This is a genomic window from Pseudoalteromonas sp. J010 (assembly GCF_003934235.1).
Classification (GTDB): Bacteria; Pseudomonadota; Gammaproteobacteria; order Enterobacterales; family Alteromonadaceae; genus Pseudoalteromonas; species Pseudoalteromonas peptidolytica.
Genome location: NZ_RDBW01000008.1, coordinates 1 through 23,630 on the forward strand (window position 1 = coordinate 1; position 23,630 = coordinate 23,630).

Here is a 23,630-nt window from a genome sequence, read left to right on the forward strand (position 1 = left end):
CACAATCGCTCCTTTACCCACACCTTCATAGGCGCGCACTTGCACATGATCGTTAGGGTGCTGCACTTTTACCTGACCTGCCAAGTATTCGGCAATGCACTCAACGGTGGTATCGCACGGCAAAATATCACAGCGCGATTTACTTATCGCAAGCTCAAAGTAGCCTTGTGATGACGTATAAGCAAACGCGTAATCTCCCTCTTCCGCTACGATAYGTTTGAGCTCTGCTGAGGATATCAAATCTTCCTCACTTGCGAGATATATATCTTGCCATTTATCTGCCCATTGCTTTTGCAATCTCGGCATACTGACGTCGTTTAGCTTGATACCAATCAGTGAACGGTGACCATGAATAATACGCTGACAGTTACCATCATGTTTTTTAAGACCGTGACTATAGTGATAATAGAAGCCGCTTGTCGCCTCTGGTCGTAAAGTGATATCGAGATCTTTCACATTATCCGGTAAGTGAGGCAAGATCACTGATTTGAGATAGGCAATTGTATTTACTTCGTTGACTTCTTCACCTTCAATCATACACACAGCTTGCTCTGGCGCACTCATTGCTAAATGACTATCACCAATATGAAGATCAAGCTCAAATCGACCATTTGTGTGTTTGGTATTAGCGCTAAGCGCGCTAGGTATTGCTAATTTGTGATCTAGCTTTTCATCGATAATTTGTTTGATTTGTTTTTTGACTTTCGCAAAATCTAGCACCATAGACTCAGCGTTTAAGTCGCCATGTAATACGATATCCGTGATCCAACTTTCCCCTACCGCACCACGACGAGGGCAAAGGTACGAAAAATCAATCACGGTTAAAGAGTCAACAAAAAGGATCATAAATTACCCAAAATAGCCTACAAAAAATCAATGTTGATTATAATGATTTTCCCACTATAAATCGCCCCTAATCAGAACTGATTTGCATTTAATCTCTTCAATTTTTTGAAATTTAATCAAATAGACATATCCTTAGCGCAAAGTTTACAAATCAGCGTACGCTTTTTAACTGTTCGGAGTTGTTTAGCGTACATCTGTACGCTAAAGTAGCGTCAATTTGCAAGCTAAGAAGAAAAGTTATGGAACCTAAGAACAGCTATACAAAAGAAGAACTTATTTTATGTGGTCGCGGCGAAATGTTTGGTGAAGGCAACTGCCGACTGCCAAGTGACAACATGCTCATGATGGATCGCATTGTCCAAATTAACGATGATGGCGGTGAACACGGCAAAGGCCAAATCATAGCAGAGTTAGATATCAATCCAGATTTATGGTTCTTCGATTGCCATTTTAAAGGTGATCCGGTTATGCCTGGTTGTTTAGGTTTAGATGCAATGTGGCAGCTAGTTGGCTTTTTCCTTGGTTGGTCTGGTGRCCCTGGCCTTGGTCGCGCTCTTGGTGTTGGTGAAGTAAAATTCACAGGACAAATATTACCGACAGCAAAAAAAGTGACTTACCGTATTGAAATGAAGCGTGTAATAAAGCGAAAACTATTTATGGGACTTGCTGATGGCATCGTTGAAGTAGATGGTCGTGTTATTTATGAAGCAAAAGACTTAAAAGTTGGCCTTTTCCAAGACACCAGCGCTTTTTAATACCAATTTTCTTATTTAAGTAGTCTATTTTGAGGCGAGAAAATTTTGTCGATAACACCGCTTCCGCGCCCTGCTTACGCCGAGGTACCTAAGGCCTGTAGGCAAGCAAAAATTTTGCTCTTTAGTTGTTCTAAATAAGAGATTTTTAACGCGGTTAGCGTCAGATTTACTCCTTAAAATTGAGCAAGTCTTAAGTCAAATTGGTATAATCTCACGATTTTCTGTAAAACGCACAAAGCCCCTAGCGGGGCTTTGTTCTCCTAAAATTCGGTATCAGGTTTTAAAGATGTTGCGATTGTCCATCGCTTCTCGCCATCCGCCTAACCATTCTGATCTGTGTTCTACTTGTTGATAGGGACAATTTTCTTTCGACCGTCCGGCTAATCCTGCCTTAAATCCTTGTGAATGTGCTCTTTCTAAACGGTCTCTTTTCTGTCTCTTCATAGGTAATATCCTCACCTTTTTCTCTATCAGCTTTTGAGTGTACTGATACTGCGTAGTTCAAACTTGATTAGAACAAAACTCACTTTTCCGTATATCCACGAACGTGGTTTTGCTCATCTAACTAATAAACTAAAACTTAGATTTTATTGAGAAAAGTTAAACACTAGCCACATCATAAAAATACAGATGCGCTACTTACCGATGAGATTTGGCCAAACCCATACCTTCAATAAATCATATCTAGGGGAGTCATGCAATGATCATAATTGTAATTCTTGGGTGTACAGCAGCAAAAAGCATAAATTTGCTTCAGATTAATCATAAGTTGGATAGGCAAGCTAAATTTGCATTTAATCTGGGCTTGTTTTTATTGTAATTCCTGTAAAAAAACATTCATAAGATAGTCATAAAAAAAGGCCAGATAGATCCAGCCTTTTTTCAATAACTTGTATCTCAATGCAAGCATTTGCTCGGTTAAGTGCTTGGCACTTAGCTCGCCTTAATCACTTCCAACCCGCCCATATAAGGCTTTAATGCGTCAGGAACAACAATCGAACCGTCTGCTTGTTGATAGTTTTCAAGGATTGCAACCAAAGTTCTGCCAACCGCTAGCCCTGAACCATTTAATGTATGTAATAGTTCTGGTTTCTTTTCACCACTGCGGCGGAAACGAGCCTGCATACGACGAGCTTGGAAATCCCACATATTTGAACAAGAAGAAATTTCTCTATATGTGTTTTGTGCAGGTAACCACACCTCTAAATCATAAGTCTTAGTTGCACCAAAGCCCATGTCGCCAGTACACAAGACTACTTTTCGATATGGTAGGTCTAATAACTGTAAGATTTGTTCTGCGTGCCCTGTAAGCTCTTCTAATGCTGCCATCGAATCTTCAGGCTTAACTAACTGCACAAGCTCAACTTTATCAAATTGATGTTGACGAATAAGTCCACGAGTATCACGGCCATAGCTACCAGCTTCACTTCTAAAGCATGGTGTGTGGGCTGTCATTTTTACAGGTAGCTCTTTTTCATCAAATATTACATCACGAGCGCAGTTTGTGAGCGGAACTTCCGCAGTCGGGATCAAGCTAAAGCCATCTTGATCTTCAGACAAGGCTTCAGTATGAAATAGATCTTCTGCAAATTTAGGTAGTTGACCCGTACCGAATAAGCTCGCTTTATTTACCAAATATGGTACATACATTTCTGTATAACCATTTTGCTCAGTGTGCGTGTTTAGCATCAGCTGAACAAGCGCTCGATGCATACGCGCAACGCCACCGCGCATCACTGTAAAACGTGAGCCACTTAACTTAACACCCGTTTCAAAATCTAGACCTTTGTCCAACGCTTCACCTAGGTCAACATGATCTTTTACTTCAAAATCAAATTGCTTTGGCTCTCCCCAAATGCTGATCTCTACATTTTCAGATTCATCAGCACCTGCTGGAACATCTTCAGCTGGCAGGTTTGGTAAAGACATAGCGTAATCATTCAGCTCTGCCAATACTTTATCTTGTTCTTCTTTGGCTGCACTTAACTGATCACCAAGATTAGCAACAGCATCTAGTAACGGCTGAACATCTTCACCTTTCGCTTTGGCTTGACCAATTGCTTTGGAAGAACTGTTACGCTCGCTTTGTAATTCCTGAGTTTTGGTTTGTAGCGCCTTGCGCTTTTCTTCTAATTCAGTGATCTTAGCAACATCAAGTTCGAAACCACGCTTTTTCAAACGCGCAGCGGCTTCCTCGATGTCTTGACGAAAGTATTTAGAATCTAACATTGTTTTTTTAACCTTTTTGCATGATGAGGCAGAGACCAACCCAGGCCATAAAGATACACGCCACCACATTTAGGGTGACGTTAAACGCCATTTTCATATATTGCCCTTGTTGGAGTAGCAACAAGGAATCCATTGAGAATGTAGAAAAAGTAGTCAGCGCCCCTAAAAAGCCAATACCTATTAGCGTTTTAGCGGGTGAAACTGCAATTACTTCTTTTTCAATTAAACCGTAAAGCACACCCATCAATAATGAACCAAGAATATTAACGATCAACGTCCCAAAAGGGAATCCCTTACCTAAGAGTTTTATTGATATATCGCTGATAAAAAACCGTAACATGGCTCCCAAAGCACCACCAAGCGCAATTGTAAGGTAATTAATAAACATCCTTACTTGTACCTCTTGTTAGTGCTTTGTAGATCTTGCGCTTTCAAATATTCAAGTTTTTCCGCTATTTGTTTTTCCAAGCCTCTTTGCGTAGGCTGATAGTATTGGCGCTCATGAATGGCTTCAGGAAAGTAGTTCTCTCCTGCTGCAAAGGCACCAGGCTCGTTGTGAGCGTAGCGGTATTCCTCACCAAAGCCCATTTCCTTCATTAATTTTGTCGGTGCGTTTCTAAGGTGTTCCGGCACTGGATAATTAGGGTCGCTCTGAGCGTCGTGTTTTGCTTGATTAAACGCCATATACACAGCATTACTTTTTGGGGCGCTGGCTAGATATAGCGTGGCCTGTGCTATTGCACGCTCACCTTCGCTTGGACCTACACGATGATAAATATCCCACGCATTGAGCGCCACTTGCATGGCTCTTGGGTCAGCATTGCCAATATCTTCCGTGGCAATGGCAAGTAGCCGTCTGGCAACATATAAAGGATCGCCCCCTCCTGCTAATATTTTACAGTACCAATAAAGTGCAGCATCAGGAGCACTGCCGCGAACGGACTTATGAAACGCAGAGATTAGGTCGTAATAGAGGTCGCCTTTGTTGTCATAGTTTGATAGTTGACTTGGCAATACCTGCTGCAATATTGCTTCGTTGACTACATAGCGATTTATATCTGGGTCAAATCCTAAGTCTATCGCCTGCTCCAGTAAATTAAGTGCTTTTCTGGCATCACCTGAGGCAGCTTTGGCTATCAGATTTAGCGCATCATGGTCGATTTCAATTGCGTGTTTGGAAAGTTGCACATCTCTGGCTAGTGCATCTTTTTGTACCTGTATTAATTCGGCTTCATCTAGGGGTTGTAAAGTATATACCCGTGCTCGCGATAAAATAGCATTATTCAGTGCAAAAGATGGGTTTTCAGTGGTGGCGCCAATAAAAGTAAAGGTGCCATCTTCAATATGGGGCAAAAAGCCATCTTGCTGCGACTTATTGAATCGGTGAACCTCATCGACAAACAATAATGTTCGTTTACCAGATTGAGCAAGTCGATTTTTGGCATCAATCACCGCTTCGCGTACTTCCTTTACTCCAGCACTGACCGCTGAGAGTTGAATAAGCTCCGCATCTGCGTAATTAGCAATAATTTGTGCAAGCGTGGTCTTACCAACACCTGGTGGGCCCCAAAGAATAAGACTATGGCAGCGACCTGAGGCGATAGCTCGATACAATACAGAGCCTTTTGATAAAATATGGCTCTGGCCAACATAATGCGCTAACGTGGTTGGCCGCATTCTAGCGGCCAACGGTCTAACATCTGGGGTAAAATCAAAGCCTAAACTAGTCAACGCCTGTTTGGTCGTCCACGACCACTCCCTCAGGGATAACAAATTCAAAAGTGCGCTCAGCGACGGGCACATTAACTTTGCTTTGTCTGAAATTAAATGTAGAGATTTGGCCTGAAATATCGTTCACCGTTAATTGTGCAAGCCCCTCATTGGTAGCATCAAACATCAACGCCAATTGCTCAACTTGAGAGTCAACTCTGTTCTTGGGCGTGATTAAGTACGCGTCGCCTTCGCGTTTTACCGCATACTTAGACCACTGGCTATTATCTTGCGTTGTTAACAGAACAAAAGGTGTTGTATCAATCAGTTTAGTTGTATCTAAAATCGTAACCTGTTCTGCAAAGGCATCATAATAATAGGTCGTTGTGCCACYTGAGACAAAAAGCGTATCGTCTGGCATCTCTTGCTGCCATCGGATCTTCAAAGGCTGTGCAAGTACAATGCTACCTGTGCCTGACTGTAATTCATTGCCCTCTTGATCTTTAACTACTTGCGAAAATTCGCCTTGAAAACTGGTTAAATTAGCAAGCTTGGCCTTTAGGCTCTGCATTGCGGCTTCATCGGCCCAAGCTGGTTGCATCGTTATGCTAGATAGCATCACAAGTAATGCTATTTTATTAAACTTCTTCATTAATTGGCTCCGCCTTTTACCAATACTTCTCGTGCGCCATTATGTCCAGGTGCACTCACGACACCAGACATTTCCATCTGCTCTACCAGTCGAGCAGCACGGTTATAGCCCACTCGTAACTTACGCTGAACACTCGACACTGACACTTTACCTGTTTCTATTACAAAGCCAACCGCTTCATCGTACAGCGGATCAGACTCGTCATCTCCACCTTCTGGTGCCTCTCCTGGTAGCAAGATGTCTTCCGTTGCTTCCCCACATAGGATCTCTTCGACGTAATTAGGTTTACCTCGCGCTTTCCAATCATTAACTACCGCGTGCACTTCATGGTCATCAACAAACGCGCCATGGACACGTATTGGTACACTGGTACCCGGAGGCAAATACAACATATCCCCCATACCAAGTAAATTTTCAGCGCCTTGTTGATCCAAAATAGTTCGTGAATCAATCTTGCTCGATACTTGGAAGGCCATTCGCGTCGGAATATTTGCTTTTATTAGGCCGGTAATTACATCAACCGAAGGGCGCTGTGTTGCCAGCACCAAATGTATCCCAGCAGCTCGTGCTTTTTGAGCGATACGCGCGATTAGCTCTTCCACTTTTTTACCAACAATCATCATCATGTCAGCAAATTCATCGATGACCACTACGATGCTCGGGAGCTTATCTAGCATTTCTGGCTCATCCGCCATACCATCAGTGTCTTTAAAAAGTGGGTCAACTATGGGGTGTCCCGCTTCTTTTGCTTCTTTAATCTTCTGGTTGTAACCCTTTAGATTACGCACACCAAGCGCTGACATCAGCTTATAGCGACGTTCCATTTCCCCAACGCACCAACGTAGCGCATTCGCAGCTTCTTTCATGTCAGTGACAACCTCACACAATAGATGTGGGATCCCTTCATAAACAGAAAGTTCAAGCATTTTTGGGTCTATCATGATCATGCGCACATCTTCTGGAGGAGATTTATATAGCAAGCTTAAGATCATGACATTAACGCCCACTGACTTACCAGAGCCAGTGGTACCTGCAACCAACAGGTGTGGCATTTTTGCTAAGTCTGCCACTACGGGTTGTCCAGCGATATCTTTACCTAGCACCATGGTCAGCGGTGATGGGTTTTGTTCAAACTTAGGCGCGTCTATCACTTCAGATAAACGTACAATTTCACGGTGTTTATTAGGTAACTCCAAACCTACATAAGTCTTACCTGGTATTACCTCTACCACTCGCACACTCACCGCTGACAAAGAGCGAGCGAGATCTTTGGCAAGACCAGTAATTTTTGCAACTTTAATACCTGGTGCTAAATCAAGTTCAAAGCGCGTTACTACAGGACCTGGATAAACCCCCACCACGCTGGCTTGGACATTAAAGTCTAACAGCTTGGTTTCTACCAACCGTGAAACCTGATCAAGCTCTTCTTGTGATATTGGGTTTTTAGCTTTATCTGGCCTGTCTAGAAGTTCCAGTGACGGTAATGGGTCTGCCGGAGGCTGTGCTTCTAATAATGCTTCGAACTGCTCTTTTGCGCTCGGTGGTGGCTGATACCCTTTTGTGCTCGTTGTTTCACTGTTTTTTGTTTTGAGTGGCCGTGCTGGGGATACAACCTTAGTTTCATGAACCGGCGCTTCGTCGAGCGCATTAAGCGCAGCTACGGTATCTAATGGTTCATCCTCAATTGCAGAAAAATTAATCTCTTGCTCCAAGATATCATCAAGCTCATCGAAAACGCATGGCTCTTGCTTAGGTGCCGCCTCTGTAACTGTGTCTGACACTGAGGTTTGAATCGCTGTATCGTTGGTTTTTCTGAACAATTTATCTTTTAATTTGCCAAGACCACTTGGTGTCTCTTCATCATTTGTTGACTCCTGGTGGATAATGTCATCGTTTAAGACAGGCTCCATGGCATCACCAAGACCTTCACTGAATTTCGGTTCATCAACAGGCGCGCTAGCAGTTGATAATTCCGGCTCAGTTTTTACAGTATCCAGTTTATCTGCTGGTTGCTCATCTTTAGTGGTAAGCTTGTTTACCAACCAGCGTAGCCCAGCGACGACTTTTTCTCCAAGATAATCAACAAACTCCACCCAAGAAACACCGGTAAGTAATGTCATACCCGCAAAGAAAAAACATAACAGTAATATAGAGGTCCCCGTAAAATTAAAGGCAGGCATCATGGCGCCGGCGACAACATCCCCTACTACACCGCCAGATGAAAAGTTGTAGATATCATCAAAGTTAATACTGCTAATGGCACTTGCTGAGGTGATGAAGAGTGTCGCACCAATAAGGCGTAGCCCAAGGGTTGTATAATCTAGCTGAAGGAGCTTATGTGGCTTTTTAAACAGTAAATAGCCAAGAAATTGCACTGCTGCGGGGATCAAAAATGCCAGCCACCCAAAACTCAGCAACAAAATATCTGCTAACCATGCACCAGCAGCACCGGTTATATTATTTACTTTTACGTATTCGCCGGATTGAGTCCACGCAGGATCTGCTGGGTCGAAGCTTATCAACGCACACAACATAAATATTGCTGCTGCCGTGCTTACAATCAGACCTGTCTCTAAGAGGCGTTGCACACCATTTAAGCGCATTGTAATTAAACCTTTTTTTTGTTTCTTTTCTGGGCATATCAAGCCCAAAATGTCAGCAAATTAGTGATTTGCGTTAGTATTGCTGTATATACTTACACCTTACCAAGAAATACCTCAAGGTGCACAAGGTTTTATTACTTCTCCTTCCTCTCCTTTTACTTCTTCCATCACTACAAAAGTACGGCTCTCACTTATATTTGGCAATTTAAGGAGTATCTCACCTAATACCCCACGGTATTCAGACATATCGGTTACGCGTGTTTTAAGTAAGTAGTCAAAGCTACCAGAAACCAAATGACATTCTATGATCTCGTCATGTTGCTTCACCGCTTGATTAAATCTATCAAACACATCTGGTGAATTTTTATTCACTGTCACTTCCACGAACACTAAAAGCCCTTGCCCGAGTTTAGCAGGATCAACTACGGCTTTATAACCACGTATAAAACCTTCGCGTTCTAACTTTTTGACCCGCTCTAGGCAAGGTGTTGCGCTTAAACCAATGCGTTTTGCTAATTCTACGTTAGAAATTCTGCCATCTTTTTGAAGTTCGACTAAAATCTTTCTGTCGATTCTGTCTAGTTGTTGGTGCATAAGGTAGTTTTTTATCCTGAATAGTTTGTTATTTTAGAGTATATCACTACCTTAAAATATTAAAACAGTGAGACACACTGGCTATAGGTAAATATAATAGTCAAAAATTTTACTCCGTTCTTATTTTGAGGCGAATATTATGATTATTGGTGTACCTAAAGAGATAAAAAATCACGAATACCGCGTTGGTATGGTTCCTGCGAGCGTTCGTGAACTAATCAATCACGGTCACGAAGTTGTTGTTGAAACCAATGCTGGTATCGGCATTGGTTTTACTGACGAAGATTATGTTCAGGTTGGTGCTAAGATTTTAGGCACTGCAGCTGAAGTATTTGCAACAGCAGATATGATTGTTAAGGTTAAAGAACCTCAAGCTGTTGAGCGTGCGATGTTACGTGAAGACCAAATTCTATTCACTTACCTTCACCTTGCACCAGACCTTCCTCAAACTGAAGATCTAGTTAAGAGCGGTGCAGTCTGTATAGCCTACGAGACAGTAACTGACACACGCGGTGGTCTTCCATTACTAGCACCAATGTCTGAAGTGGCTGGCCGTATGTCTATCCAAGCTGGTGCTCAAGCGCTTGAAAAGTCACGTGAAGGTCGTGGTATGCTACTTGGTGGTGTACCAGGCGTTGAACCCGCTAAAGTTGTTGTGATCGGCGGTGGTATGGTTGGCCGTAACGCAGCACAAATGGCGGTAGGTCTAGGTGCAGACGTTACTATCCTTGACCGTAGCATCGACGTACTACGTTCACTAAATGCACAGTTTGGTAGCCAAGCTAAAGTTATTTATTCTACTGCTGATGCACTAGAGAAGCACGTATTAGAAGCTGACCTTGTCATTGGTGGCGTACTAATTCCTGGCGCAGCAGCTCCTAAGCTTGTGACTGCTGAACACATCAAAGCAATGAAGCCTGGTGCAGCAATTGTTGACGTAGCTATCGACCAAGGCGGTTGTATTGCGACGTCTAAAGCGACAACACACGCAGAGCCTACTTATATTGTTGATGACGTAGTTCACTACTGTGTAGCTAATATGCCTGGTGCAGTACCTCGCACTTCAACATTCGCGCTAAATAACGCAACGCTTCCTTACATCATCAAGCTTGCAAACTTGGGTTACAAAGCAGCGTTACTAAATGACAAGCACTTCATGGACGGCTTAAACGTTCTAAAAGGTCAGATAACGTGTAAAGAAGTAGCTGAAGGCTTCAACATGGAATATGTTGACCCGCGTACGGCACTTGAAAACGCTTAATCGCGATTGATACAACACACCTTAAAACACCACTTATCCTCGGATCTGTGGTGTTTTTTATTGTCATTTTTCCAATCCCCAGTCATTCGTTCCAATTAAAAGAATAAAAACTTTGAAGTAGAAGCTAACCGGCGTCTTGCTCTATGTGCTTATCTGGTTTTTCTATTTTTACTAGTCACAAGAGCACACAATCTTGCACACCTGCTAAATTACCAACCTCCTCTCGCAAAGCTCACTTTTTTAAAAGTCATCACACTACACGCAAGCCCAAGCTCTTTAGATAATGGACGATGGTGATCCGCTACCAATAAAAAAGGCTGCAACCTTAGTTGCAGCCTTTTAGCAGTGAAAGTAACGTTGTTCGATTAACCGATCAAGCTACGTGTCGCGCTGTCTTACTCACCACTTTTGAAAGCGGTTTGTTGAGCGCTTTCTACATACCGCCAGTAGCATGATCAAATATATCCATATCGATACCGCACCAGACGATTTGTTTTGCACTTTAACATTATGGTTGTCCGAAGCTTTTACAGTCACACTAACGGTACCAGCAACAGCGTTACCATAACCATCACTAAGCATGTATGTAATAGTGTCAACACCAACAAATCCAGCTTTTGCAATATAGGTTAACACCCCATCTTGAGAAATGCTGACCGTACCTTGAGCCGCTGACGCTTCGATAATCGTTAGCGTGTCTCCATCAGCATCACTGTCATTTGCTAGCACATCAATGTTAATGCTAGCACCAGCATTAACCTGAGCTAAGTCTGGTTTTGCAACTGGTAGACGATTAGCAATTACCTGAATTTGCACCGTACCGTTGCTACTTGCTCCTTGCGAATCGCTCACTACATACTTAACTGTATCAACCCCAGCGAACCCAAGGTTAGACAAGTAGCTGAGCTTCTCACCCGATATAATTGTTACTTTACCATTAGTCGCTGAAGCTGAGCTAACGGTCAAGCTATCACCATCTGGGTCGCTGTCATTTGCTAATACATCAATCACTGTCGCTTTGTGATGCATGGCTGTCACTAGCTCACCCTGTACAACAGGCGCTCGGTTACCCATTACTTCCACCACTACCTGACTATGCGCAGTACCACCTTGGCCGTCAGTAATACTATAAGTAATGACATCTGTGCCAACAAACTGCTCTGCTGCAACATACATCAGTGTTTGCTGTGCAGTAATTGTCACTTCACCAAACTGAGCAGAAGCTTGAGACAGAGATAAACTATCGTTATCAGCATCACTATCATTCGCTAACACATCAATTTCAATGCTGCTATTCCAAGGTAAGCTTGCGTTGTCTGCATTAGCTACTGGCTTAGCATTATCACTGTGGTAAACCGCAACACCACTTGGATCCACCACGGTACCATTAGCTTCTCCATCTGCGTCATTTGGTCCGCCATCTTGTACGACAATCTGAACACACCAATGACCTTCTGTTAGACCCGGTTGCCACTGCGTAGCCCCCGGTGGAGGACAGTAACCGATAGCACCAGCAGAGCTGAACACTTGGTTGTTTTCGTCTTCAACAAAGTCGCTCCAGCCTTTGGCTTGAGTATACTTACGATAAACTGCATTTGCTGGAATTGGTAACTGCTGCGGTAGCACCAAGCTATAGTTTTGACCTTGCTCAGGTAATCCATAAGCGATGTAGTCATAAATACCACCTACATTAGTCGCTTGTGTATCACTTACAAGACCGGTTTGCGATCCAGATTCAACTTGTAAGCCACCGCTGCTGCTTAGTACCGACACCGCTCCACGACGTAAACAAACACCTGGCTCACCTTCAGCTAAGAACGCAGTTTGATTATTAACTTGTGCAGGTACGACATTACACTCGTTAATCGCATCAAGATAATCGGCAATACCGTCACCATCACTATCTTGGTAGCCCTCTTCGCTATCCGGGATAAGATCACCATCTGTGTCAGTATCATTCAAGGCAGCTAACTGCTCGACAACTTCAACATAGACTGTCTCAGAGGTGTTTAAGCTAGGTGAACCATTGTCAGTTACCATTGATTTCACCGCGTGTACCCCAAGCGTTGTAGCGGTTGGATCAAACACAAATTGCGCAGGCTCGGTACTGAGATTACTTAAATCTGATGACCAACTTACCGTTAATGTATCGGTTTTATTAGCATCTTTAGCCGCTGCTTTAATGGTCACAAGTCCACCAGCTTGACTTACCTTTATTCTCGTTTCGTTTTGTTGCCAAACGTTGAGATCTAACGTTGGTGCCACATTACTTTCACGAATAGTAATCGTAGTTTGATGTTTATTGCCCAAGTTCAATGCAGAAGACAAGCTAACCGTTACCGTCTCGTCTTGCTCCGATGCACCATCGGCTGCCACATCAAAACTGATTTCCGCCTGTGTTCCTTTATCTATGACAACTGTCCCACTTCGTGCAGTATGGTCATCAAAAGATGCAGTACCACCAATGGTATAACCGATTTCTAATGGATAAGTCGGTGAAGTTCCGTTTAACAGTACCTGTACAGTCACCGTTGAACCTTCAGATACAATTTGATCCTTACTCAAAGAGATAAGCGGGTTTACATTCAGCCTTTGAAGTTCAATAGACTCAAGTCCAGAGCTATCCACAGAACGCCAATAGACATCATGTTTACCCGGAGCAAATACCATTTTTGAGTCAACCAAAGCTACTGGCAGTACATTACCCTGTGCATCTTTTGCTGAGGCAACACCTAGGTTTACCTTGGTGTAARGTGCTGTGGCATCTACCGTCAGATCCGCCGGTACTGTAAGGGTTGGTGCTTGAGTATTATCATTGCCCTCTATCACCAAGTTAACTTTCGCACTCGCGCGACCTTTATTGCCATCGGTTACCGAATATGACAGTGACACTGAGCCTGTAAAGTCGTCAGGTGCTTGGTAACTTATTGTTGCACCGCTTACCGTTGCGGTACCAATACTTGCTGTCACCCCTTCAACTTTCAGTACATCACCATCAATATCAGCGTCATTGCCCAATACCGCAATGGTATAGTTGTCATTAGCCGTTTTGTTGAGTGTTAAACTATCGTCTTGTGCAGTCGGTGCGTCATTCACAGGGTTAACTGTAATTGTGACCGTTGCAACATCAGACGTAAGCGCTTCATCACGGGCTACGTATGTAAAACTATCTTGACCATTGAAATTGGCATTAGGAATATAAATCCAGCCATTTTCAACTGCGCTTAATACACCATTTTGAGGCTGCGTTTGCGCCGTTAATGTCAAACTATCGTTTTGTGCATCACTTGCCTTGGCGACAATATTCACACGGCTGTCTTCATTAACCTGTACTGCTTGGTCATCTGCAATTGGCGCTGTATTTCGTACAGTCACTGTGAGGTTAAATGGCGCTAATGAATCTGACAGTGCCCCATCTGATACACTGATCAACACATTAGCTGTCACACCAACATCACTACCCGTAGGCGTGCCTGATAGCTCACCAGTTTGCGGATTAAATGATGCCCATGACGGTCTGTTTGTGATGCTAAACGTTAAGTTCTGGCTATCAATATCCGATGCGCTAGGCGTGAAGCTATAACGGTCTCCTTCAACTACTGAACGTGCAGGCTGACCTGAGATCGTAGGCGCATCATTGACATTGATTACTGTCACAGAGAAGGCCTCAAGGCTTGCTTGTAATGTACCATCAGACACCGTCATCACCATCTCACCGGTCTTACCTACATCGCTTTGCCCTGGCGTACCAGACAATGTACCTGTCGCACTATCAATAGTAAGCCAGCTTGGTTTATTGGTAATGGTGAATGTCAGCTTGTCACCGTCAATATCTACCGCTTCAGGTGTAAAGGTATATAACTGACGCTCATTGATTTGTACTTTTGGCGAGCCTGTAATTGTTGGCGCATCGTTGACATTTGTGACAGTCAAATTGAATGCCGCCAGACTAGCGCTTAGTTCACCATCAGACACAGTAATAACAATGGCGCTATTCTCACCAACATCCGCATTACCTGGAGTACCTGTCAAAGTACCAGTGTTTTTATTGATACTTAGCCATTTAGGGTTGTTAGCAACAGAGTAAGTAAGCTGAGTTGAGTCAACATCTTGTCCGGTAGGAGTAAAGGAATATGCAGCCCCTTGCGCAACCGTCGTCACTGGGGTACCTGTAATCGTCGGCGCGTCGTTCACCGCCTTAATGACAATACTGATTGAATCAGAAACAGTACCTGCGAGTACATCAGTCAGTTCCACGGTAACACTTCTGTTCAATGTGGAAGGATTCTCTGATGTGTTCTCATAGCGAAGTGCTCTAACGAGCGATCGTACGATAGCATTATTCGCTGCGCTTAAGTGCACAGTTAACTTATCGCTCGCAGTCACTATACCGTCATTCGCGGTGCCACTTGTCTCTTCAATAGTGCCGATGATTGTGCTTTGGTAACTAATGTTGCCATTGCTGATGCTAAAGTCGCCATCTGTGGCAATACTTAAGCTATCTTGCGCCAATCCATTCGTTGTCACTGAGGCAACTAGTTTAGCCCCATTGCCTTGCCAGCTATTGTCTCCATCTGCGTCATCCGCAGTTGCTTGAGAGTCAAGTACTGTTGCTGCAGCATTTTCTGTGTATTCTACAGAATCTGCTAAAACCAAAGTAGGCGCTGTGTTCACTGAGACATTAATCGTCACATCAGCGTTAGCAGAAGTACCACCTTCACCGTCAGTTAGGACAAAACGCACGACACGTTCGCCCGCCGTACCCGCAGAGTTTTGGCTGTTATCATACTCTATTGCGTTAATCACGGTTGCAACAATCGCATTGGTCGCATTGTTGTTAAACGTAATGGTCAGCGCGCTGCCGTTACTACCACCTGTGTAGCTACCCACACTTGTTTGGTTGTATTCAACTTGGCCATTGTTAAGCGAGATTTCAGTACTACTATCATCAATTGCTAAGATGTCTTCCGCAGTTTGTGCACCACTGGCAATCGACACGGTTAACATCCCACCATTGAAGGTGTCAGTATCAATGTCAGTAACAGTAACTGCACTATTTTGATTAACAATCACAAAGTTTTGCGCGGAGGCATTGTAATCAAACTGATCACCATTAAGGTTATTGATAACAGGTGCGTCGTTGACATCGGTAATATCAACATTCACGTCTGCAAGTTTTACCGGATCTGCTCCACTATTATCGTTTCCTGTAATAGTGATAAGTGCTTGATCATTACCTTGGCTATTAGCCTCACCTGTGTATGTAAGGTTTGAAGCAGTATTGAGGTAGGTATCAATCGCACTTGGAGAGCCTGAGAGCGTAATAGTTTTCCCATCTGATGATAAGGTAGCAGTTACACCAATCGCTGAACCATCAGCAGGTGTACCAAAAGAGCCTTTATCTACCACGATGGTAAGTGTGACATTATTACTATCCGTATCAATCAGCGTCAAAGCAGATAGATCTAGGTTTGAACTCGCATCCTCTGTTACTGCAACATCTGTTGGCGGTGTAGTTACTGAAATTGCATCGTTTACAGGGGTTACGGTGAAGTTGAAAGTTTGTCCTGTAAGCGGCGCAGCACTATCTTCTCCACCATCTGCAAGGGTAAACACAAAACTATCTGATGTAGTATCGCTGCTATTGTGCGTATACATCAAGTTGCCATTGTCGATATCTTGCTGAGTGAAAGTGCCATTCACACTACGCGCTTCGCCTGCATCTAATGTGTCATTATTATTCGCATCCACAAATAAAGTGCCGTTACTCGGTAGTGTTGTTACGGTATAGGTCAACCCTGTGCCTGAGTCATCCACATCACCCTCATTCAGATGGTCGTTGTAGATAGTTGATGTACCACCTTCAAGGAGTGTAACACCTGTATTTGTCGCAACGGTAGGCGCATCATTGACTGCGGTAATCGTAATAGTTGCGATATCTGATGCACTTGAAAATGCGCTTGTACCACCAGTTGTAGTCGTATTAGCAATACTGCCCGCAGTACCTGATGACTTATCCCAAGCAACAAACGTTATGCTCGATGAGCCATGGTAGTTTTCCTCTGGTACAAAACGGATTTTATGGGTATTCGTGCCGCTAAGCGTACCATCGAGCAACCATGCAGCCGTGCTCATATTCCGCACACCACCAGTTACGCTAGAAAAATTACGCCAGCTATCACCGTTATTAACGCTGAACTGCCAAAAACCATGGGTGTTATCAATACTCACCACCGCAATGGCTTCAACGGCGCTGCCATCAACATCACCGATTGAGTTATCAACCACTAGCGTAGCAATATCAACACCAACGTTATTGGCATCTGATACGTCTTCAATAATTGATGTAAATACAGGCGTTTTGGTATCATCTAATGTTGGTGCATCGTTCACTTCTGTAATACTAACAACCGTTTGGTTTGTACCCGTACTAGTTGCAATACCATCGTTAAATGTCCACACAAGCGTGACTGATGTACCTGGCGCTTCAGAGCTATTTGAATAGGTAATACTTTGCAATACACCTGCAACAATGGACGTTGTGGCACTGCTGTTAAAGGTCAGCTTCAAGGTACCTGCGCTATTAGTGGTAACCGTACCTACGACAACATTACTGTAATCAACATTGTGGCCTTGCACTAATGCCCCTAACGCACCTGTGTTGGCAAAAACATCGCTGGCATTGGCCGCACCGCTTCGTGTGATAGTCAGGCTTGCACCATCATAATTACCACTGTTACTACTCAGTGCATCAAGCTCCGTATCCGATACCGATACATTAGCATCTAAGATCACTGCTGAGCCATTTTCAGTAAAAGTAGGGGTGCCATCAAGATCAGCAAAAACTGGCGCATCGTTTTCATCCAACGTAATAGTCACCGTTTGTGTACCAGACTCAACAGCATTATTTGTTGTGATTGCTGCAATGTCGATGATCACAGTTTCGTTATCATCAACAACACTGTCATCCACCGCAGTTACTTTAAATGTTTTAGAGGCGCTGCCTGCGGCAATTGTCACACTGTTGCTGATATTGTCAGAGACACTGTAATCAGTACCTGAGCCTGTAGCCGTGCCTGTTACATTGATACTGACCGTTACCGCATTAGTTGCGGTTACCGCGTTACCAGCTGAATCTTTCAAAGAAAGCGTTAACGTTGCAATGCCGCCTTTTTCACTGACCGTTGTATTATCAACACTCAACGCTACATTCGGCGCAACCGTAAAGGCAAAACCAGTATTATTACTGAAACCTGCAAAGGCATTACCGCCATTATCGGTTAAAAACCCTGAATCCATACGGATGGCATAGCGCAACCCTGCTGACAGATCAGCACTTGGGTTAATGGTTAAGGTGTCACCTGATAAGGTGATCTTAGGACTATCAACTGCAAAGGTTTCAATTACATTGCCGTTACTATCTACCAAAGTGATAGTGCCGCTAGTGCCAAGTTGCATCGTTTCTGTGAACTTCAGCGTTAAGTCACCAGTTGCTGAAACACCAAAACCACCATTGGCAGTAGAGGAGCCCGCAGTATCAAGGCTCGGTGCTACACCATCAATAACTAATGCTTCATTGGCTGACAGTGAATTGGCAGCCCCAGGTGCTGGTAATGTCAGTATCGCAGGATTACCAGAGGTATCTAGAATGGTGCCGCCATTCAGTGCTAATGCGTTACTTGAAATATACGCTAAATCTGCACTGGTATCACCCGCTTGAATCGTGTAGCTAAACTCAAGTATCGACGACCCAATTGCTGAGGAATAGCTTGCTTGCCTGTCTGTCACACCTGTTTCTAGAGTAAGCGTAGGTGTCCCTGTTACAACAATATCTTCAGAAAATGCGACTCTAATGGCAATCGTCGTACCTGTGCTATATGTGCCAGCCTGTACAAGCGAAGATACGCCAGACACAACTGGAGACGAAGTATCAATAACAATATTGCTATTAGCAGAAAGTGATTGGCTCGCGCCCGGCGTAGGTAGTGTCAACGTAGCATTGTTGCCACTAGAGTCTGAAATTGTACCACCTGCTAAAGAGATAGCAGACGTACTCACGTAAGCCAAGTCACTACTACTATCACCCGCTTGTACCGTATATTGGAAATTTAGGGCGTTCGTGCCTGAGCCACTCACATAACTTGCGACTCTGTCTGTAGTACCGGTTTCTAATCTAATCGTCGGTGTGCCAGTGACTGTCACTGCTTTATCCAACGTCACCGTAATCCCGATACTATCTCCCGCTTTATACGCACCATTCGCGGTCGATGAAGATACGTTAGTCACTGTTGGTACCATACCATCGATAACAATCGCGGCATTTGCAGATAATGAGTTAGCCGCACCCGGAGTCGCTAATGTCAGTGTTGCGTTATTGCCTGCCGAGTCTCTAATTGTACCACCTGATAGCGACAAAGCAGAGGTAGAGGTGTAACTGAGATCAGAACTGCTATCACCAGCTTGAACGGTATAAACAAACGTCGCAGCCTTGTCAGACACACTGCTGAAAACGGCTTCACGGTCAACAGTACCCGTTTCTAATGTTAGTTTTGGTGTACCCGTTACTGTTATTGCTTCATCAAAAGTCACAACTATATCAATTTGGTCATCAACAATAAACGTACCATCTGGAGACGAAGAAACATTAGTCACCGAAGGTTTGTCTCTATCAACGGTATGCGTTACCTGTGATGAGTACGGCGTTGTATATCCGTTATTACCACCGCCATTACCTGCGGCATCCTCTAGTGAGTTAACCGATTTGAGTCGAACACCGACTGTCCCTGTACCTGATTTGACCTTTACCCACACACTCAAAATTTGAGTATTGTCAGAATAAGTTGAAAAATATTCTAGCTCTGCAGTCACCGTACCCGTAGTAACAAGCTCAAAATCACTGAGTGCATACATCACTGGTATTGCGTCATAGGTGTAATCAAAACCAACCGAAGATGCATTCTCACTTGGCGTGCCAGACACGGCAACCGATGAGATGACGGGGGGCGTGGTGTCAGTGTCGGGTTGCGCATTGACATTGTCGACAGTTAAGCTGGTAAAAGTCACATTTATCATCCTAACTAGCGGGGTGGTAACATCTAGAGTTAACTCTATTGAAGTCACCCCACTAATAGGCGAAAAAGCCCCAAACAAGTCACTTAACTTAGCCGAGCTTGATGTCGATAAATCGGTATCTTGTGCCAACGTGAGTGACGAAATCTGATTATCGCTGGCATTTTTAAATACTACTTTTGTCGTCCCCCCCTTAAGTGAAAGAGTTTTATCATTAGCAACTGAGTAAATCCCCAAATTGATGAAGTCAAAATGTGTTACCTCATTACCATTTGCCTTAAATATAAAGGTTTGTAAACTCGAACTATCAGAAGGATAAATTTCATTTGATGCGTATATCAAATTGCTTGATGCCAAGTAACCGACTGTGTTGCTTTGCGTTGTTATTGCCTTAAAACCAGAGCTTGATGTACCTAAACCAGCAAAACGCATCGTTTGCTCGGTGCTTGCAAAGCTAAATTGCGATGCAAAGCCAAATAGCACCCCTACTGCCATGCTGAGCAAGTATCTTATTCTCATCTACTTGATCCCTACTGTGATTGATTTATTATCAAGGTATGCGTTGGCTTGCCTACCTTAATTTGGTTGCAATACATATAAATTACTTTGTGAATTAAAACCAAGAAGGCGCTTTGATTAAAGCGCCAAAATACGACTAACTACGACTTGGATAAGTACCGTCAGCAGAGATAATAAAGTTAGTAACTAAGCTAGGTTGAAGAATCGGTACCGGCAATCCTCCACCAGTAGGAAGATTTGTCACTTTTACTGATGTTGTAGCATCCGCATTTATATTGCCTGACATTTGTATTGCACCGGCAGCCATTGTCGTGTCAGCGGTAGTCGAGTAAGCTTTTTTTACTGAGAAAGTCTCACGGCCACTCACCGTCTCACCGGTTGCCCAATATGCTCCATTTGGATTATCGGTATTTCCCAAACCGTTTTTCGCTCTTGCTGTAAAATTGCCCGTGACCTGACCCACTGTCGTCTGTGCTTCAGCAGTTGCAGTGTGGGTATGTGAAGGTAAATGTAATACACTTAAAGAAACCTCTTCATAGCCAAGAGCCCACCCTACTTGACGGTTTGCCCCAGTGTTGCGTAACTGCCCCGTTCCCATAGGCACAACGCCACGAAAGTCGGGTAGCTGATATGTTGTCCGGCCATTTCCACCATACGATATTCCCAGTAAAGAGTATAAAGCGGGGTTTTCTCCTATATCAGCAATTACACCATGGCAACTATAATAACCACGTGGTACAAAGTTGTACCCTGCCATTTCGATATCACCAAGTAATGGAGCTGCACTCATTGTTTTATCCTTCTTTTTTATTTTAAATTCATTCCGGCTTGTAAGTTGGCCTGCATAGCAAAGCGGTATCCATCAAACACCCCTTCACTGCTGCTCACCACGTCTACTTTTACCGCTTGTTTATTTGTTAGGGCAAGCACTAGGCCGCCAGAGGTTGATAAAGTAATAATGGTGCCCGCTTTTACACCGTAAGTTGGCTGCGGGCTAATAGTCACTTGTAATAACTGACAAACCGCGTGGCCAATACGTAACCGTGCGCCACCAAAATACGGATTTGCAGCACGAACTAAGTTAACGACTTGCTCAGCACTGTCGGTTTGCAAATGAACAAACAAGTCTGCCTCATTCAGAGTGGGCAAACTCTTTGGGGCAAATGGTCGGCAAAGCGCAGTTTGCTTCAAGCTGTCTACATCACTAACTAACTGCTCTAACAGGTTAGGCAATTGCATGATTAGCTTTTTGTGTAGGGTGCCCGCAGTATCGTGGCTATCTATCGTGACATCATGGCTTAATAAAACGGTTTGCTTTTTTACACACACCGCTATCAACGCGCAGCTAGGTTCCTGACTATAAATACTATGAAACACTGCATGTTCAACAGTTGCATTGCTGTTTTGTGCAACTTGAACCTGCACAATATTTTGTGCGCTTTGCAACTTACATAGAGGTTCATAGGGTAAATGGTAACTAATGAATCGACTCCCTTGCCAAGTTTGCTGAGCAGAAGCCAAAATATCTTCATCTAAATTTGTATGATAGGCATGTGGCACATCAAAGTGCTGCGCCGCCGCAGCATGTTGTTGAGCAACTGACTCAGGGCAGTACACGCTTAATATACCAGCAAGAGCATTCATCTGAGCTAAGCATTCAATTGCCGGAGTTGCAGCTGGTGAGCTGGCCAATAAAATCACTTTTTCCATATTAATCCCTTACGCCAAAGTAGGTAAAAAGCCAGGCATGCCACAGAGTTTGTAATAAAACTTGAGCTTATCGCCACCTTTAACGAGTAAATCGTCTGGTTCAGACGCCTTGGGTTTAAAATCAATACACACCGACATATCCGCCAACGGGTGCGTGATCCCAGAGTCGTATTGATCAATCACCTCTTCGTCATCGACAAATAGCTTGGCACTGAGCAATAAAATACGCTTAGACATATCTTCCACATTATGTGGAATGGTCACTTGATTTGCCTCAATCAAATCAAAACCATCGCCCAAAGGCATAATGGCAAGTTGCTTTAAGGTGGTAATATTAAGTGTAAAAATGGTGCCAAGGGAGATACGATCAGCGCGGATCTGTTCGTTTATAAAACTTGAATGACTACGCTCTTGTTCTTTCCATTGATCAACAAATTCCCGTTGAGGCACCGTAAGTAGCGCTTCCACAACTATTTCGTTTGGTAAGAGGTAAGCATCATCAGCTAGAAACGTTGCAAGGTGACGCATAAAGCTCATGTGTCCTTCTTTACTCAAACCATGCTGCATCGCCTCTATCACTAAAATATCAATCGGCTCACTTGGCTTATACTCCATTACATCCATGCAGAGTATCTCAATATTGTCAGTGCCCAGACCCAGACTCTCTACAGTACGCTCCAGCACTTTTTTGGCACCGGGCTGAATGTCTATTAATGTAATCTTTAACGGGCGCTGATAACGATTATGTGCATTGACATAACACAGAAGCGGTAAAACAAGGGGGGCAAATGGACCACAAGCAGGATAAACCAGATGCAGTGGCTCTTGGCTTTGTCCTTCAACCTTTGATAGCACTTTATCAAGCCCACGAATAAACGCTTTGACCCGATAAATATCGTTGACTGTCGACACCGCATCTTTGACAGCCATCACTAATCCTGTGGCATTGACATAGGAATGTGTCACTTCTTCTTCGGGAAGCGCAAGCTCTTGATAAAGTTCTAGTAGAGACTCTGAGAAGTCAGCAAAAACCGCCACCAGCTGATCATGTGTTTGTGTTTTTGCAAGTAAAGTTTCAACAACGCTACAGCAGTGTTTTATCAAGACGCTGCTGCTAGCAAACGCATCGCCTTTTAATTGGCGGGTAAGTTGACTACGCAGTGATTGGTTAAATAGTCGCTCTAAGCTTGGATCAACAGAACTGAGCTGTTGCTTTTCACCCCAAGTTTGAGAAGGTTCGTTGCTTTTTTTCATATTCGCTTTCCTAAGCTTCGTGAAGGTGTGGACACTATATGACAATACACACAGCAGCACACTTGCATTATGATTTAAAGCCAGTTAAACCATATAAACTTTCATGTGCGATAATTCTTTTTAGTAACCTTATTCTAAGTAGCGCGAGCATATCGTATCAACGAGATTCAATGACATTAAAAGCACCCACATTAACCTTATGAATTAGTTGATAAAAATTAGGAATTTTGATTTTCCCATTAAATAGCATTGTTTTGATAATGTCAATTACACCCTATTACACCTCATTGTTTATTATTAAAAAAGCTCAACTTCCCTCTATGACAAATAGCCTCGCTTTTTAGCGATCCATGAGAAGTAATAAATCATTTAGATTGCGTAATAAAATAACTTCCCAACAGCTTAGTATTCCTGTTAGCGAGTGTTTA

Annotated in this window: 14 protein-coding genes; 2 read left to right on the top strand and 12 right to left on the bottom strand. The window is 43.5% G+C overall.

Features of this window, described 5'->3' with window-relative positions; genetic code table 11:
* On the bottom strand, positions 1 to 846 hold an 846-nt coding region (locus tag EAG18_RS05420; protein WP_125251385.1), incomplete at its 3' end, for a 6-carboxytetrahydropterin synthase.
* Positions 847 to 1,085: 239 nt separating this feature from the next.
* Here EAG18_RS05420 and fabA point away from each other — a divergent pair.
* Positions 1,086 to 1,601: a 3-hydroxyacyl-[acyl-carrier-protein] dehydratase FabA gene (gene fabA / locus EAG18_RS05425; RefSeq protein ID WP_125251386.1), complete on the top strand. Its 516-nt coding sequence runs from the start codon at positions 1,086 to 1,088 to the stop codon at positions 1,599 to 1,601.
* 273 nt (positions 1,602 to 1,874) lie between these two features.
* On the opposite strand, the gene rmf is transcribed toward fabA, so the two are convergent.
* The 7 genes from rmf to lrp form a co-directional block, all read right to left on the bottom strand.
* Complete coding sequence (gene rmf / locus EAG18_RS05430; RefSeq protein WP_010372771.1) at positions 1,875 to 2,045, bottom strand: ribosome modulation factor; 171 nt, start codon at positions 2,043 to 2,045, stop codon at positions 1,875 to 1,877.
* A 489-nt stretch (positions 2,046 to 2,534) separates the two neighbouring features.
* Entirely contained in the window at positions 2,535 to 3,830 is a 1,296-nt protein-coding gene (serS, locus tag EAG18_RS05435) for a serine--tRNA ligase (protein WP_125251387.1), read from the bottom strand.
* Between the two features lie 7 nt (positions 3,831 to 3,837).
* Positions 3,838 to 4,218 carry a fluoride efflux transporter CrcB gene (gene crcB, locus EAG18_RS05440; RefSeq protein WP_125251388.1) on the bottom strand — a complete coding sequence of 127 codons (381 nt, stop codon included), beginning with the start codon at positions 4,216 to 4,218 and terminating at the stop codon, positions 3,838 to 3,840.
* A gap of 2 nt (positions 4,219 to 4,220) precedes the next feature.
* Positions 4,221 to 5,561 (bottom strand): replication-associated recombination protein A, encoded by a 1,341-nt coding sequence (locus tag EAG18_RS05445; protein WP_125251389.1) that lies wholly within the window; start codon positions 5,559 to 5,561, stop codon positions 4,221 to 4,223.
* Complete coding sequence (gene lolA, locus EAG18_RS05450) at positions 5,554 to 6,192, bottom strand: outer membrane lipoprotein chaperone LolA (protein WP_125251390.1); 639 nt, start codon at positions 6,190 to 6,192, stop codon at positions 5,554 to 5,556. The genes EAG18_RS05445 and lolA overlap by 8 nt, the downstream gene beginning before the upstream one ends.
* Positions 6,192 to 8,795, bottom strand: a complete 2,604-nt coding sequence (locus tag EAG18_RS05455; protein WP_125251391.1) for a DNA translocase FtsK 4TM domain-containing protein — start codon at positions 8,793 to 8,795, stop codon at positions 6,192 to 6,194. The genes lolA and EAG18_RS05455 overlap by 1 nt, the downstream gene beginning before the upstream one ends.
* Before the next feature lie 114 nt (positions 8,796 to 8,909).
* Complete coding sequence (gene lrp, locus EAG18_RS05460) at positions 8,910 to 9,389, bottom strand: leucine-responsive transcriptional regulator Lrp (protein ID WP_125251392.1); 480 nt, start codon at positions 9,387 to 9,389, stop codon at positions 8,910 to 8,912.
* Positions 9,390 to 9,528: 139 nt separating this feature from the next.
* On the opposite strand from lrp, the gene ald reads away from it, so the two are divergent.
* The gene (gene ald / locus EAG18_RS05465; RefSeq protein ID WP_125251393.1) at positions 9,529 to 10,650 is read left to right on the top strand and encodes an alanine dehydrogenase; all 1,122 of its coding nucleotides are present in this window, start codon (positions 9,529 to 9,531) and stop codon (positions 10,648 to 10,650) included.
* A 399-nt stretch (positions 10,651 to 11,049) separates the two neighbouring features.
* On the opposite strand, the gene EAG18_RS05470 is transcribed toward ald, so the two are convergent.
* The 4 genes from EAG18_RS05470 to EAG18_RS05485 all read right to left on the bottom strand — a co-directional run bounded on the left by EAG18_RS05470 (position 11,050) and on the right by EAG18_RS05485 (position 23,202).
* Positions 11,050 to 20,238 carry an Ig-like domain-containing protein gene (locus EAG18_RS05470; RefSeq protein ID WP_125251394.1) on the bottom strand — a complete coding sequence of 3,063 codons (9,189 nt, stop codon included), beginning with the start codon at positions 20,236 to 20,238 and terminating at the stop codon, positions 11,050 to 11,052.
* Positions 20,239 to 20,374: 136 nt separating this feature from the next.
* On the bottom strand, positions 20,375 to 21,028 hold the full coding sequence (locus EAG18_RS05475) for a tail fiber protein (protein ID WP_125251395.1): 654 nt from the start codon (positions 21,026 to 21,028) through the stop codon (positions 20,375 to 20,377).
* Between the two features lie 17 nt (positions 21,029 to 21,045).
* Complete coding sequence (locus tag EAG18_RS05480) at positions 21,046 to 21,948, bottom strand: hypothetical protein (RefSeq protein ID WP_125251396.1); 903 nt, start codon at positions 21,946 to 21,948, stop codon at positions 21,046 to 21,048.
* Between the two features lie 9 nt (positions 21,949 to 21,957).
* On the bottom strand, positions 21,958 to 23,202 hold the full coding sequence (locus EAG18_RS05485) for a hypothetical protein (RefSeq protein ID WP_125251397.1): 1,245 nt from the start codon (positions 23,200 to 23,202) through the stop codon (positions 21,958 to 21,960).
* Positions 23,203 to 23,630 lie beyond the last annotated feature (428 nt).